A 13627-nucleotide genomic window follows, 5' to 3' on the forward strand; every position below is an offset into this window, starting at 1 on the left:
GGGCCGGAGCGGAGGGAGACCTGACGGCCGAGCCGGCCGACCACCACCGGCCACCACCCATCACCAGGCACCACCGACGTACGACCGAGGAGAGGAGGAGCGCATGTCCGACGCGGAGCGCACGGCAGCACGGCACACCCCCGTGCTGCGCGAGCGCATCGTCGAGCTGCTGGCTCCCGCCCTCGAGGCGCCGGGCGCGGTGCTGGTCGACGCCACGCTCGGGATGGGCGGGCACGCCGAGGCGCTGCTCGCCGCCTGCCCGGCGGCCCGGGTCATCGGCATCGACCGCGACCCGCAGGCGCTGAGCCTCGCGGGGGAGCGGCTGGCGCCGTTCGGCGACCGGTTCACCGGCGTGCGGGCCGTCTACGACGAGATCGGTGAGGTGCTCGCCGACGAGGGCGTGCCCACCGTGGCGGCCGTGCTGTTCGACCTCGGGGTGTCCTCGCTGCAGCTGGACGAGGCAGACCGCGGCTTCGCCTACGCCCAGGACGCCCCGCTCGACATGCGGATGAGCCAGGACGCCGGCCGCACCGCCGCCGACGTGCTCAACACCTACGACGAGCGCGAGCTGGAGCGGGTGCTGCGGGAGTACGGCGAGGAGCGGTTCGCCCGCCGCATCGCCCGCGAGGTCGTGGCTCGCCGCGAGCAGCTGCCGTTCGAGCGTTCCGCCGACCTCGTCGAGCTGCTGCGCCGGGCGATCCCGGCCGCGTCGCAGCGCACCGGCGGCCACCCCGGCAAGCGCACCTTCCAGGCGCTGCGCATCGAGGTCAACGGCGAGCTCGACGCCTGGCGCGCGGCGCTGCCCGCGGCGATCGCGGCGCTCGGGGTCGGTGGCCGCATCGCGGTGCTGTCCTACCACTCGCTCGAGGACCGCATCACCAAGCAGGCGCTCGCCGCCGGGGCGCGCTCGACCACGCCGCCCGACCTGCCGGTCGAGCTGCCCGAGCACGCGCCCTACCTGCGGCTGCTGACCCGCGGCGCCGAGACCGCAGACCCGACCGAGACCGAGACCAACCCGCGCGCGACGCCTGCCCGGCTGCGCGCGGCCGAACGCATCCGAGCCACGGAGGAGCCCCGGCCATGAGCAACGCCACTGCCACCGCTCGCACCGCCCCCGTCCGTCTGCCGCAGCAGCGCGCGACCCAGCCGCGGCTGCGCGTGGTCACCGGCGAGGAGGTGCGCCGCAGCAGCACCGGGTTCTCGATCCTGTGCGCGATGCTGCTCGGCGCCGGCCTGCTCGCGCTGCTGCTGCTGAACACCGCGCGCGCCGAGCAGTCGTTCGCGCTCGGGGCCCTGCAGCAGAGCTCGACGACCCTCACCGACAACGAGGAGCAGCTGCGCAGCGACATCTCCAGCGTGAGCGCGCCGCAGCAGGTCGCCCTCAAGGCGCAGGAGATGGGCATGGTGCCCGCGGGGCAGGTCGCCTACGTCCGCGCGTCCGACCGCAAGGTGCTCGGCGTGGCGAGCCCGGCGGCGGCCGGGACCCCGTTTACGGTGGGCACGCTGCCGGACACTCCCGCGAGCGGGGTGGCCGACCGGGCTGTCGCAGCGGCGACCTCGGGGGTGCTGGTCTACACGCCGCCGAAGCCGAAGCCGAGCGATTCCGCGGCCCCGTCGAGCACGTCCGCTCCGTCAGCGTCCGGCAACGACGACAAGGCCGCCCCGAGCAAGGACGACGCGCGATCCGACCAGTCGAAGCCCCGCACCGAGCCGAAGGCGAAGCCGTCGTCGGCGGCACCCTCGGCCACCCCGCGCGACTGACCCGCGGCGAGGCCAGCTCGTGACCCAGCGACGCGGCACCCCGCCCGGAGACCGTGGCCGCCAGGCCCCGCCTCGCTCGGGCGCACCCCGTTCCGCGACGGGTCGTCCCGCCGCGGGCGCCGGCCGGCCCACCCGCCAGCCGCGCCCGTCCGGCAGCGCCCCCTCCGGCCGTACGTCCGCAGCGGCTCGCCCGGCCGGTGGCCGGGGCGCGAGCGGCGGCTCGGCGACCGGCAGGCCGGCGACGAGCAAGGGCTCGGCCGGCCGCGCACGTACGACCCGCGACCCGCGCGGCGCAACGCAGGGCCTGCCGCCGCGCCAGGCCAGCCGACCGGCCGGCCCCGGCACGGCGAGCTCGGCGCCGTCGCGCCCCGCGAAGGCCCGCCCGGCGAAGGCCCGCCCCGCGAAGGCTCGCAAGGGCGGCTCCGGCGGCGGCAAGCCACCGCGCAGCAAGCCGCTCTCGCTCGGCGTGGGTCACCCGCGCCGGCGCGCGCGGTTCCTGATGATCGCGATCTGCTGCGTGTTCAGCCTGTTCGCGGTGCAGCTGCTGCGCATCCAGGGCGTGGAGTCCAGCGCGGTCTCGGCCGCGGCGCTCGGCAGCCGCACCCAGAAGGTCACCATCCCGGCGCAGCGCGGCGACATCGTCGACACCGACGGCGTCGTGCTGGCCGACTCGGTCGACCGCCGCAACGTCACCGGTGACCCGCTCGCGATGGCGGAGTACCACAAGACGGTCAACGGCAAGCGCACCCAGGTCGGGCTGTCCGGCGCGGCCGCCGACCTCGCGCCGCTGCTCGGGGTCAAGGCCGCCGACCTGCTCGACGTGCTCAACAAGGCCGCGGCCAAGGACTCCCGCTTCACCTACCTCGCCAAGGACATCGCGCCCACGCAGTGGCGCTCCATCGAGAGCCTCGGCATCCCGGGCGTCTTCAGCGAGCGCACCGTGCGGCGGGAGTACCCCCAGGGCACCAGCACCGCGCCGCTCGTCGGCTGGGTCAACAGCGACGGCAAGCCGGGCGGCGGCATCGAGCAGCTGTTCAACTCCGCCCTCGACGGCAAGCCCGGGCTGCACGTCTACGAGCGGGCCCGCGACGGCAGCCCCATCGCCTCGGGCGAGGGCACCGACGAGCCGGCGGTGCCGGGGCAGTCGGTGAAGCTGACGATCGACAACGACCTGCAGTGGTACGCCCAGAACATCCTGGCCCAGCGCGTCCAGGAGACCGACGGACTCTCCGGCGACGTCGTCGTGCTCGACGTCAAGACCGGCAAGGTGCGCGCGGCCGCGTCCTACCCCAGCTTCGACCCGAGCAACATGCGCAGCGCCGACGGCTACCTGCAGCTGCGCCCGTTCACCGAGGTCTACGAGCCGGGCTCCACCAGCAAGGTCATCACCATGGCCGCCGCGCTCGAGCAGGGCGTGGTCACGCCGACGACGCCGGTCACCGTGCCGCCGACGCTGGAGCGCGCCGGTCGTCCGTTCCGCGACTCCTCGCCGCACGGCACCCTCAACCTGACCACCGCCGGCGTGCTGGCGCAGTCGTCCAACATCGGCACCGTGCTGATCGGCGAGAAGTTCTCGCCCGAGGTCTTCCGGCAGTACGCCAGCAAGTTCGGCCTCGGCCAGACCACCGGCGTCGGCTTCCCCGGCGAGTCACGCGGCATCATGGCGCCGGCCTCGCAGTGGAAGGGCGACCAGCGCTACACCGTCCTGTTCGGTCAGGGCCTCGCCGGCACCGCCATCCAGCAGGCCTCGGTGTTCCAGACGATCGCCAACGGCGGCGTCCGCCAGCCGGTCCAGCTGCTCGAGGGCATCGACGACGGTGACGGCGGCTGGGAGAAGCCGGCCGACGACCGCACGCCGCAGCGGGTCATCCAGACCGACACCGCGAGCCAGCTGACCCGGATGATGCAGAGCGTGGTCGGCGAGGGCGGCACCGCCACGCAGGCCGCGGTCCCGGGCTACCAGGTGGCCGGCAAGACCAGCACCGCGCAGCGCTACGACTCCGAGCTCGGCCGCTACGACGGCACCACCGCCTCGTTCATCGGGTACGCCCCCGCCAACGACCCGCGGTACGTCGTGGCCGTCACCGTCCAGCGCCCGCGCAAGGGCACCTACGGTGGGGCGGTGGCCGGACCGGTGTTCTCCAAGGTGATGTCGTTCGCGCTGCAGCAGGCCCGCATCCCCCCGACCACCGGCGGCCCCGGGCCCTACCCGATGACCGCGCCCACCGCGCCGTCGTCGTCGCCCTCGTCCTCGCCGTCCCCGTCGTCCAGCGCCTCGCGGGAGAAGCAGTGATCCCCCTCCAGCTGTCCGAGGTCGCTCGGATCACCGGCGGGGAGCTGCGCGGCCCCGACGTGCTGGTCGACGGCCCGGTGGTCACCGACTCGCGCGAGGCCGCGCCCGGCGCGCTCTACGTCGCCCGGGTCGGCGAGCACGCCGACGGCCACGACTACGTCCCGGGCGCGGTCGCGGCCGGCGCGGTCGCGGTGCTCGGCACCCGCCAGGTCGGCGAGACCCCCACGGTCGTCGTGGCCGACGTGCAGGAGGCGTTCGCGGCGTTGGCCCGCGGGGTCGTCGACCGGGCGCCGGACCTGACGATCGTCGGCATCACCGGCAGCTCGGGCAAGACCTCGACCAAGGACCTGCTCGCTGCCGTGCTGCTCCCGGCGGGGGAGACCGTGGCACCGGTGGGCTCCTACAACTCCGAGGTCGGCGTGCCGCTGACCGTCTCGCGGGTCACCCGCGACACCCGGTACCTCGTCGCCGAGATGGGCGCCGACGGCGTCGGCCACATCGCCTATCTCGCGCGCATCGCGCCGCCGCGCATCGGGCTGGTGCTCAACGTCGGCCAGGCCCACCTGGGCTCGTTCGGCTCGGTCGAGGCGATCGCCGCGACCAAGGGCGAGCTGGTCGAGGCGCTGCCCGAGGACGGTCTGGCCGTGCTCAACGCCGACGACCCGCTGGTCGCGGCGATGGCGAGCCGCTCGCGCGCCCGGGTGCAGACCGTCGGTCTGTCGGAAGGGGCCGACCTGCGCGCGACCGACGTCGAGCTCGACGAGCTCGGCCGGGCACGGTTCACCATGCACACCCCGGCCGGCGCGCGCCAGGTCCAGCTGCGCGGGCTGCTCGGGGCCCACCAGGTCGGCAACGCCCTGTCGGTCACCGCCGCGGCGCTCGAGCTGGGCCTCACCCTCGACCAGACGGTGAGGGCTCTGGAGGAGGCGCGGCCGGCCAGCCGGTGGCGGATGGAGCTGTTCGAGCTCGGCGGCATCACGCTGGTCAACGACGCCTACAACGCCAACCCCGACTCGATGCGCGCGGCGCTGCGGGCGCTGCAGCAGATGGGGTCCGGCGGCCGGCGCACGGTGGCCGTGCTCGGCGCGATGCGCGAGCTCGGCCCGACCTCCGAGGCGGAGCACGAGGGGATCGGGCGTGCGGCAGCCGCCGCGGACGTACGGCGGGTCGTGGTGGTCGGCGACGGCGCCGAGGGCATCGCGCGTGGCGCGCTGGCCGCCGGCGCCGATCCCGGTACGGTCTCGACGGTCCCCGACGTGGACGCGGCGCACGCGCTGCTCACGCAGGAGCTTTCCGACGGCGACGTGGTGCTGCTGAAGTCCTCGCGCGACTCGGGCCTAAGGTTCCTGGGGGATCGGATCGTGGAAGAAGCCGGGAAGGAGGTCGGTCGGTGAGAGCAGTGCTGATTGCCGCGAGCGTGTCGCTCGCGATCTCGCTGCTGGGCACCCCGGCGTTCATCAAGTTCCTGGTCCGCAAGGAGTACGGCCAGTTCGTCCGCGACGACGGCCCCACGACCCACCACACCAAGCGCGGTACGCCCACCATGGGTGGTGCGGTGATCATCGCCGCCGCGCTCGTGGCGTACTTCCTGGCGCACCTGCTCACCTGGCGCGCGCCCACCGCGAGCGGCCTGCTCGTGATCTTCCTGATGACCGGCCTCGGCGCGGTCGGGTTCGCCGACGACTTCATCAAGATCCGCAAGGCCCGGTCGCTGGGCCTGCGCTCCTGGGAGAAGCTCATCGGCCAGACGGCCGTCGGCGTGATCTTCGCGGTGCTCGCGCTGAACTTCCCCGACAGCGCCGACCGCACCCCGGCGAGCACCAAGATCTCGTTCGTGCGCGACACCCTGTTCGTGCGCCCCGACGGCACCCCGGTCAGCATCGACCTCGGCTTCGCCGGCACGGCGGTCGGGATGATCCTGTTCCTGATCTGGGCCAACCTGCTGATCGCCGGCACCAGCAACGGCGTCAACCTCACCGACGGTCTCGACGGCCTCGCGACCGGCGCCTGCGTGATGGTGTTCGGCGCCTACGTGCTGATCAGCATCTGGCAGTTCAACCAGAGCTGTGCGCAGATCCCGAGCAACAAGTGCTACGAGGTGCGCGACCCGCACGACCTGGCCGTCGTGGCCGCCGCGGTCATGGGCGCATCGTTCGGCTTCCTGTGGTGGAACGCCTCGCCCGCCAAGATCTTCATGGGCGACACCGGCTCGCTCGCCCTCGGTGGTGCGCTGGCCGGCCTGGCCATCACCACCCGCACCGAGCTGCTCGTGGTCATCCTGGGCGGCCTGTTCGTGCTCGAGACCCTGTCGGTGATCCTGCAGGTCGGCTCGTTCAAGCTGCGCCGCAAACGCATCTTCCGCATCGCCCCCATCCATCACCACTTCGAGATGCTCGGCTGGAACGAGGTCACGGTCGTGGTGCGGTTCTGGATCATCTGCGGCCTGTGCGTCGCGCTCGGCCTCGGCATCTTCTACGCCGAGTGGGTGGTCGGGGCGTGACGAGCGTGCCGCCCGACCCGTCGTACGAACCGCTCGGGGGAGCGCGCGACCTCACCCACCGCGACGCGGACTGGTCCGGTCTGCAGGTCGCCGTCGTGGGGCTGGGCGTCAGCGGCTTCGCCGCCGCCGACGCGCTGCTCGAGCGCGGCGCCGGCGTGCGCGTGCTGAGCGAGGGCACCTCGCCGGCGATGGCCGAGCGCGCCCAGGTGCTCCAGATGCTCGGCGCCGAGGTCGTGCACGGCGCCGCGCTGCCGCCGGCGCCCGAGCCCGGCACCCAGCTGGTCGTCACGTCACCGGGGGTGCCCCCGACCAACACGTTCCTGCAGGGAGCGGCCGCCGCGGGCATACCGGTCTGGGGCGAGGTCGAGCTCGCCTGGCGGATGCGTCCGCGCGAGGGCGCCGCGCCGTGGCTCACCGTCACCGGCACCAACGGCAAGACCACCTGCGTGACGATGCTCGAGTCGATCCTGCGCGCGGCCGGGCTGCGGGCCACCGCCGCCGGCAACGTGGGGCTGCCGATCCTCGAGGCCGTGCTGCACCCCGAGCCGTACGACGTGCTCGCCGTCGAGCTATCGACCTTCCAGCTGCACTGGTCGCGCAGCATCTCGGCGCACGCCTCGTGCTGCCTCAACGTGGCTCCCGACCACCTCGACTGGCACGGCTCCTACGAGGAGTACCGCCGGATGAAGGGCCGGGTCTACGAGCACACCCAGGTCGCCTGCGTCTACAACGTGCAGGACCCGCAGACCGAGCAGCTGGTGCTCGACGCCGACGTGGTCGAGGGGGCTCGCGCGATCGGGTTCACCCTCGGCGTGCCGGCGCGCTCGATGGTCGGCGTGGTGGAGGACGTCCTCGCCGACCGGGCGTTCGTCGCCGAGCGCGCCACCTCGGCCGCAGAGCTGTGCCAGCTCAGCGACCTGGCGCCCGACCCGTCCGCGGACCCGCCGCCCCACCTGGTCGCCGACGCCCTCGCGGCGGCGGCCCTGGCCCGGTCGGTCGACGTGCCGGCGGCCGCGGTGCGCGACGGGCTGCGCGCCTTCACCCCGCAGCCGCACCGCACCCAGCCCGTCGGCGAGGTCGGCGGCGTGCGCTTCGTCGACGACTCCAAGGCCACCAACCCGCCCGCCGCCGCGGCCTCGCTCGCGGCCTACCCGCACGTCGTGTGGATCGCCGGCGGCCAGCTCAAGGGCGCCGCGGTCGACGACCTGGTGCGCGCCAACGCCGACCGGCTGCGCGGAGTCGTGCTGCTCGGCGTCGACCGGGCGGTCATCGCCGACGCGCTTTCCCGACACGCGCCGCAGGTTCCCGTCGAGGTGCTCGACAGCACCGACACTGGCGTCATGTCCGAGGCGGTGCAGGCGGCGCGAGCGATGGCGCACCCGGGTGACGTGGTCCTGCTCGCGCCCGCGGCGGCGTCCAAGGACATGTGGAGCGGCTACGACGTGCGCGGCGACGACTTCGCCGCGGCGGTGCGCGCGCTGGGCGAGGGCCGATGAGCGCCACCAGCGCGCCCGAGCGCGAGCGACCGGCCAGCACCCTCTCCCAGCTGCGCAACGCGCCGTCCGTCCGGTCCTGGCGCCGGCGGCTGGAGTCCCCGGTCGCCCCTTACTACCTGATCCTCGGTGCCACCACGCTGCTGGTGGGGCTGGGTCTGGTCATGGTGCTGTCGGCGTCGAGCGTCACCTCCTTCCAGGACAGCGGCTCCTCGTTCACGATCGCGCGCCAGCAGGCGATCTACGCCGCGCTCGGCGTGGTCGCGTTCGCGGTGGCCAGCCGGTTCTCGGTGACCTGGCTCAAGCGCATGGCGCTGCCGGCCTTCGTGCTCGCGCTCGTGCTGCAGCTGGCCGTCTTCAGCCCCATCGGCAAGGAGGTCAAGGGCAACCGCAACTGGATCGGCTTCGGCAGCTTCACCCTGCAGCCCTCCGAGCTCGGCAAGCTGGCGCTCGTGCTCGCCGGTGCGCTGGTGCTGGCGCGCAAGCGCAAGCACATCGGTCGGTTCGCCCACGCGATGCTGCCGTTCGCGCCGCTCGCCGGGGCGCTGATCCTGCTCGTGCTCGTCGGCCGCGACCTCGGCACCGTGCTCGTGCTGCTGCTCATCGCCTCGACCATGCTGTTCGTCGCCGGCGTGCGCATGCGGTTGTTCGTCGCCGGAGCGATCGCCGCGACCGCCGGAGTCGTGTTCATGGTCCAGGGCAGCGACAACCGGATGTCGCGCATCGGCAGCTGGCTCGGCGCGTGCAACGACGAGGCCGCGCTGAGCGGCGCCTGCTACCAGCGGGTGCACGCCACCTACGCGCTGGCCGACGGGGGTTGGTGGGGCGTCGGGCTCGGCGCCAGCCGCGAGAAGTGGTCCTGGCTGCCCGAGGCGCACAACGACTTCATCTTCGCGATCATCGGCGAGGAGCTGGGCCTGCCCGGCACCCTCGTCGTGATCGGGCTCTACCTCGCGATCGCGTTCGCGGCCTACCGGATCATCGCGGGCACCGACGACTTCTTCGTGCGGGTCGCCTCCGCCGGGATCCTGGTGTGGATCGTCGGCCAGGCGTTCATCAACATCGGCTCGGTCACCGGCCTGCTGCCGGTCATCGGGGTGCCGCTGCCGCTGGTGTCGGCCGGCGGCTCGGCGCTGGTCACCACCCTCGCCGCCCTCGGCGTGCTCGTCGCGTTCGCACGCAACGACCCGCAGTGCCGCGAGGCGCTGGCCGCCCGCCCGAGTCTCGTACGCCGGTCGCTGGCCGTGCTGCCCTCGCGGGGTCAGCGATGAGCCCGCTGCGCTCGGTCGTGCTGGCCGGGGGAGGCACCGCCGGCCACGTCTCCCCGCTGCTGGCCACGGCCGCCGCCCTGCAGGAGCGTCACCCCGACGTGCGGATCACCTGTCTCGGCACGGCCGGCGGACTGGAGGAGCGGCTGGTGCCCGCCGCGGGCCTCGACCTGAGGTTGATCCCGAGGGTCCCGTTCCCGCGCCGGCCCGACCTCGCGGCCGTGCAGTTCCCGGTGGCGTTCCCGCGCGCCGTGCGCCAGGCGCGCGCCGTGCTCGACGACGTCGCCGCCGACGTCGTGGTCGGCTTCGGTGGGTTCGTGTGCCCTCCGGCCTACGTCGCCGCGCGCGGCAGGCGAGGGATCGTCGTGCACGAGGGCAACTCCGTCGTCGGCATGGCCACCAAGCTCGGCGCCCGGATGACCGACCACGTGGCCCGCACCTTCGCCAACACCCCGCTGCCGCAGGCCGAGCTCATCGGCATGCCGCTGCGCCGGGTGATCACCCGGCTCGACCGCGCGGCGGCCCGGCCCGACGCGCTGCGTCAGCTGGGCCTCGCCGACGGCTTCCCCACGGTGCTGGTCACCGGCGGCTCGCTGGGCGCGCAGCAGATCAACGAGGCCTTCGCCGGCAGCGTCGACGCGCTGCGCGACGCGGGCGTCCAGGTGCTGCACGTCACCGGTGCCGGGAAGGGCTTCGCCGTGAGCGACGGCGCCGAGGGGCAGCCGCCGTACGTCGTGCAGGAGTACGCCGACCGGATGGACCTCGCCTACGCCGCGGCCGACCTCGTGGTCACCCGGTCCGGCGCGAACATGGTCTCCGAGACCTCCGCCGTCGGGCTGCCGGCGGTCTTCGTGCCGCTGCCGATCGGCAACGGCGAGCAGCGGCGCAACGCCGAGGCCGTCGTCGAGGCCGGAGGCGCCGTGCTGGTCGACAACGCCCAGGTCACGCCCGAGTGGGTGCGCCGCGAGCTCGTCCCGCTGGCGCTCGATCCGCAGCGGCTGCAGGCGATGAGCGCCGCGGCCGCCGGCCAGGGGCACCGCGACGCGGACGAGCGGCTGGTCGACATGATCGAGCGGGCCGTCGCGCAGCCGGAGGGCGCAGGTCGTGGCTGACGGGACGAACCCCCGCTTCGACTTCTCCGCTCCGCTGCCCGACATCGCCTCGGTCGGCGCGGTCCACATGATCGCCGTCGGCGGGTCCGGCATGTCCGGCATCGCCCGGCTCCTGCTGGCCCGCGGCGTCGCGCTGTCGGGGTCGGACAACAACGACGTGCCCGTGCTCGAGGTGCTGCGCTCCGCCGGGGCCCGCGTCGAGGTGGGCTACTCCCCGGCCAACGTCGCCGACGTGCCGGACGACGCCGTGGTCGTGATCTCCTCGGCCATCCACGACGACAACCCCGAGCTGGTCGAGGTGCGCCGCCGCGGCCTGCCCGTGCTGCACCGCTCGCAGGCGCTGGCCATGCTCATGGCCGACCGGTCGGGGCTGGCCGTGGCCGGCGCCAACGGCAAGACGACCACCAGCGCCATGGCCACCGTGGCGCTGCGCGCCTGCGGCGCCGACCCCTCGTTCGCGATCGGCGCCGACATCGCCGGCATCGGGGCCAACGCGGGTCCGGGGTCGGGGGAGGCGTTCGTCGTCGAGGCCGACGAGAGCGACGGGTCGTTCGTCGTCTACCGCCCCGACGTCGCGATCGTCACCAACGTGCGTGACGACCACCTGGACTTCTACGGCACCTCGCAGCGGCTGCACCAGGCGTACCTGGAGTTCGCCGGGACCATCGCCCCGGGCGGGCTGCTGGTGGCCTGCGCCGACGACGCCGGGAGCGCCGCCCTGGCCGAGCGCCACGCCGCAGCCGGTGGGCGGGTGCTCACCTACGGCCGCAGCGAGACCGCCGACCTCGTCGTGGGTGACGAGTGGGCCGAGGGCTTCCAGCAGCGCGCGACGCTGCGGCTCCAGGGGGTCGACCTCGACCTCACGTTGAACGTTCCCGGCGCGCACAACGTGCTCAACGCGGCCGGCGTCACCCTCGCGCTCACCGCCGGGCTGGGCCTCGACCCGCAGCAGGTCGTCGCGGGCCTGGGCGCCTTCCGTGGCACCTCGCGCCGGTTCGAGCCGCGCGGCGAGGCGGGGGGAGTGCGGGTGGTCGACGACTACGCCCACAACCCCGGCAAGCTCGAGGCCGCGGTGCGCACGGGGCTGGCCCTGCGCGAGGGCGGCCGGCTGGTCGTGGTCTTCCAGCCGCACCTGTACTCCCGCACCCAGCACGCCGCCGACGGCCTGGCCGCGGCGCTGCGGCTGGCCGACCACGCCGTGGTGCTCGACGTCTACGGCGCCCGCGAGCAACCGGTCGAAGGTGTCACCGGGCGCCTGGTGAGCGACCTGGTGCCCGGGGCCGACTTCGCCCCCGACCACGACGCCGCGCTCGAGCTGGCGCTGCGCGCCGTGCACCCCGGTGACCTGCTGCTCACGGTCGGTGCGGGAGACGTCACCGCGCTCGGCCCACGGCTGCTCGAGGCCCTCGCGACGGGCGGGTCCGGAGAGGCGTCGTGAGCGCCCCGCACGCGCGCTTCGCGGCCCGCGCCGCCTCGCTGCGCGACGAGACGCGGCGACGGCGGCTGCTGCTCGCCGGCGTGGCCGTGCTCGTCGTCGCGCTGGTCTGGCTCGTCGTCTTCAGCCCCGTGCTCACGGTCCGCACCGTGCAGGTGACGGGCGCGCCCGCCGCGCTCACCGACCGGGTGCGCGCGGTGGCCGACGACGTCGTCGGCACGCCGGTGGTGCGCGCCGACACCTCGGCCGTGCAGCGACGGGTGGCCAAGATCGACGGGGTGCGCGCGGTGCGCGTCGACCGCAGCTTCCCGCGCGGCCTGCGCGTCACGGTCACGCCCCGCACGCCGGTGCTGGTGATCGAGCAGGCCGGGACCCGGCGGCTGGTCGACACCGAGGGGGTCGCCTACGCCCGCGGCGCCAAGGCCCCGCGCGGTCTGCCCGTGGTCAAGGTGGCGGGGGAGGAGCCGCCGGGCCGCCCCGAGCTGTCCTCGCTCGCGACCGTGCTCTCGGCCCTGCCGGCGCAGGAGCGCGCCCGGGTCTCCGGCCTGCAGCTGTCCTCGGCCGGGCAGGTGTCCTTCAGGCTCGGCGACCTGGCGGTCAGCTGGGGCGACGCCACGGGCTCCTCGGCGAAGGCGCGCGACCTCGCGGCGCTGCGGCCGACGATCGAGGACGACGGGGCGACGGCGATCGACCTCAGCGCCCCCGGGCGCCCGGTCCTGAGCTGAGCCGCCCCCCGGCTTCCCCCGTGTGCGGCGGCGCCGCGTCCGGTGGGTGAACGCTGACCGTCCGCTGAGACGGATGCGGGTGAAATCGACCACCCCGGCGGGCGGATCGCGCTAGCGTGACATCGCGCTTAGCACATGTGTGTGAACCGTGAACGATCCGCCCCCCTCAAGCCGCGCGCAGCACGCGACACGGTGTGGCCCCGCACGCCGAGCTCCTCGCGGTCGAACGACCCCTCGAAGGAGCTGGCCATGCCCGCACCCCTGATCACGCCCCGCGCCACCACCACCGACCCCGCCCCGGTCGCAGCCCCGCCACCCAGCCCCGGCGCGCCGTCCCGGCGGACGCTGGCCAAGGGCGCGGCCTGGGCGGTCCCCGCGGTCGCGCTCGGCGCCATGGCGCCGGTCATGGCCGCGTCCGCGCCGCCGCAGTGCCCGACCTGCCTGGTCGCCGGTGCCGGCGGGGCCTTCACGGCACAGGGGGCCGCCGCCCTCGGTCTCGCGAGCGTGTCGGGCACAGCCGTGTTCAACATCGACTCGACGGCGTGCCGACTCGACCTGTTCGAACCGGCCTACGCCGTGCTCGGGGTCGGCGGGACCGTGTCGTGGTCGGACGGTCGCACGACGAGTCTCACCGTCGCCACGCTGGTGGGCGCAGGGACGTTCGGTCGGATCAGCGCCGTCAACGCGACCTTCACCACGGTCAGCCGGCCGATCCCCAACGGCACGCCGCCCGCCCTGCGACCCACGCGGGTGTGCTTCGACTTCACCGCGATCTTCGTCGCACTCATCCCGCCGGGGCTGGAGCTGGAGTGTCCCTACACGATCTGCTACGACGTCACGAACGTCACCACCACCGGCGCGGTCGCGCTCGGCAGCGGCACGGTGAACTGGACCGGAACCCTCGGCCGGGGGTCGCTCACGACGCGCACCACGCCCTGACGCGACGGCGCCCGAACCGCACTCAACCTCTACTTCACTGTTCGACTCGTGCGAAGGGAGCGACCCCTGCCGTAGCATGCGCGGGAGCTTCCGGGCCGGCA

At 74.4% G+C, this 13627-nt stretch carries 11 protein-coding genes; all 11 read left to right on the forward strand.

The genetic code is table 11. The annotated features are described in order from the left end of the window. Nucleotides 1–103: 103 nt before the first annotated feature. The 11 genes from rsmH to FB554_RS04595 all read left to right on the forward strand — a co-directional run bounded on the left by rsmH (nucleotide 104) and on the right by FB554_RS04595 (nucleotide 13526). Nucleotides 104–1084, forward strand: a complete 981-nt coding sequence (gene rsmH / locus FB554_RS04545; protein ID WP_142004855.1) for a 16S rRNA (cytosine(1402)-N(4))-methyltransferase RsmH — start codon at nucleotides 104–106, stop codon at nucleotides 1082–1084. Beyond that, nucleotides 1081–1761, forward strand: a complete 681-nt coding sequence (gene ftsL / locus FB554_RS04550; protein WP_142004857.1) for a cell division protein FtsL — start codon at nucleotides 1081–1083, stop codon at nucleotides 1759–1761. The genes rsmH and ftsL overlap by 4 nt, the downstream gene beginning before the upstream one ends. A gap of 19 nt (nucleotides 1762–1780) precedes the next feature. After that, entirely contained in the window at nucleotides 1781–4054 is a 2274-nt protein-coding gene (locus tag FB554_RS04555) for a peptidoglycan D,D-transpeptidase FtsI family protein (RefSeq protein WP_236022267.1), read from the forward strand. Beyond that, the gene (locus FB554_RS04560) at nucleotides 4051–5448 is read left to right on the forward strand and encodes a UDP-N-acetylmuramoyl-tripeptide--D-alanyl-D-alanine ligase (protein ID WP_142004859.1); all 1398 of its coding nucleotides are present in this window, start codon (nucleotides 4051–4053) and stop codon (nucleotides 5446–5448) included. Before FB554_RS04555 ends, FB554_RS04560 begins: the two co-directional genes overlap by 4 nt. Next, nucleotides 5445–6554, forward strand: a complete 1110-nt coding sequence (gene mraY / locus FB554_RS04565; protein ID WP_142004861.1) for a phospho-N-acetylmuramoyl-pentapeptide-transferase — start codon at nucleotides 5445–5447, stop codon at nucleotides 6552–6554. Before FB554_RS04560 ends, mraY begins: the two co-directional genes overlap by 4 nt. Then, nucleotides 6551–8050 carry a UDP-N-acetylmuramoyl-L-alanine--D-glutamate ligase gene (gene murD, locus FB554_RS04570; protein ID WP_420809462.1) on the forward strand — a complete coding sequence of 500 codons (1500 nt, stop codon included), beginning with the start codon at nucleotides 6551–6553 and terminating at the stop codon, nucleotides 8048–8050. The genes mraY and murD overlap by 4 nt, the downstream gene beginning before the upstream one ends. Next, nucleotides 8047–9318 carry a putative lipid II flippase FtsW gene (gene ftsW / locus FB554_RS04575; RefSeq protein WP_142004863.1) on the forward strand — a complete coding sequence of 424 codons (1272 nt, stop codon included), beginning with the start codon at nucleotides 8047–8049 and terminating at the stop codon, nucleotides 9316–9318. Before murD ends, ftsW begins: the two co-directional genes overlap by 4 nt. Further along, the gene (gene murG, locus FB554_RS04580; RefSeq protein WP_142004865.1) at nucleotides 9315–10427 is read left to right on the forward strand and encodes an undecaprenyldiphospho-muramoylpentapeptide beta-N-acetylglucosaminyltransferase; all 1113 of its coding nucleotides are present in this window, start codon (nucleotides 9315–9317) and stop codon (nucleotides 10425–10427) included. Before ftsW ends, murG begins: the two co-directional genes overlap by 4 nt. Next, entirely contained in the window at nucleotides 10420–11865 is a 1446-nt protein-coding gene (murC, locus tag FB554_RS04585) for a UDP-N-acetylmuramate--L-alanine ligase (protein WP_236022268.1), read from the forward strand. The genes murG and murC overlap by 8 nt, the downstream gene beginning before the upstream one ends. Further along, nucleotides 11862–12587: a cell division protein FtsQ/DivIB gene (locus tag FB554_RS04590; RefSeq protein WP_142004867.1), complete on the forward strand. Its 726-nt coding sequence runs from the start codon at nucleotides 11862–11864 to the stop codon at nucleotides 12585–12587. The genes murC and FB554_RS04590 overlap by 4 nt, the downstream gene beginning before the upstream one ends. Before the next feature lie 249 nt (nucleotides 12588–12836). Continuing rightward, nucleotides 12837–13526 (forward strand): hypothetical protein, encoded by a 690-nt coding sequence (locus tag FB554_RS04595; RefSeq protein ID WP_142004869.1) that lies wholly within the window; start codon nucleotides 12837–12839, stop codon nucleotides 13524–13526. Nucleotides 13527–13627: the final 101 nt, after the last annotated feature.

The sequence above is a fragment of the Barrientosiimonas humi genome, assembly GCF_006716095.1.
Classification (GTDB): Bacteria; Actinomycetota; Actinomycetes; order Actinomycetales; family Dermatophilaceae; genus Barrientosiimonas; species Barrientosiimonas humi.

Coding starts and splice junctions, on each gene's coding strand:
- ftsW (WP_142004863.1), top strand. CDS start 8,047: ATGAGCGCCACCAGCGCGCCCGAGCGCGAGCGACCGGCCAGCACCCTC.
- rsmH (WP_142004855.1), top strand. CDS start 104: ATGTCCGACGCGGAGCGCACGGCAGCACGGCACACCCCCGTGCTGCGC.
- FB554_RS04595 (WP_142004869.1), top strand. CDS start 12,837: ATGCCCGCACCCCTGATCACGCCCCGCGCCACCACCACCGACCCCGCC.
- murG (WP_142004865.1), top strand. CDS start 9,315: ATGAGCCCGCTGCGCTCGGTCGTGCTGGCCGGGGGAGGCACCGCCGGC.
- ftsL (WP_142004857.1), top strand. CDS start 1,081: ATGAGCAACGCCACTGCCACCGCTCGCACCGCCCCCGTCCGTCTGCCG.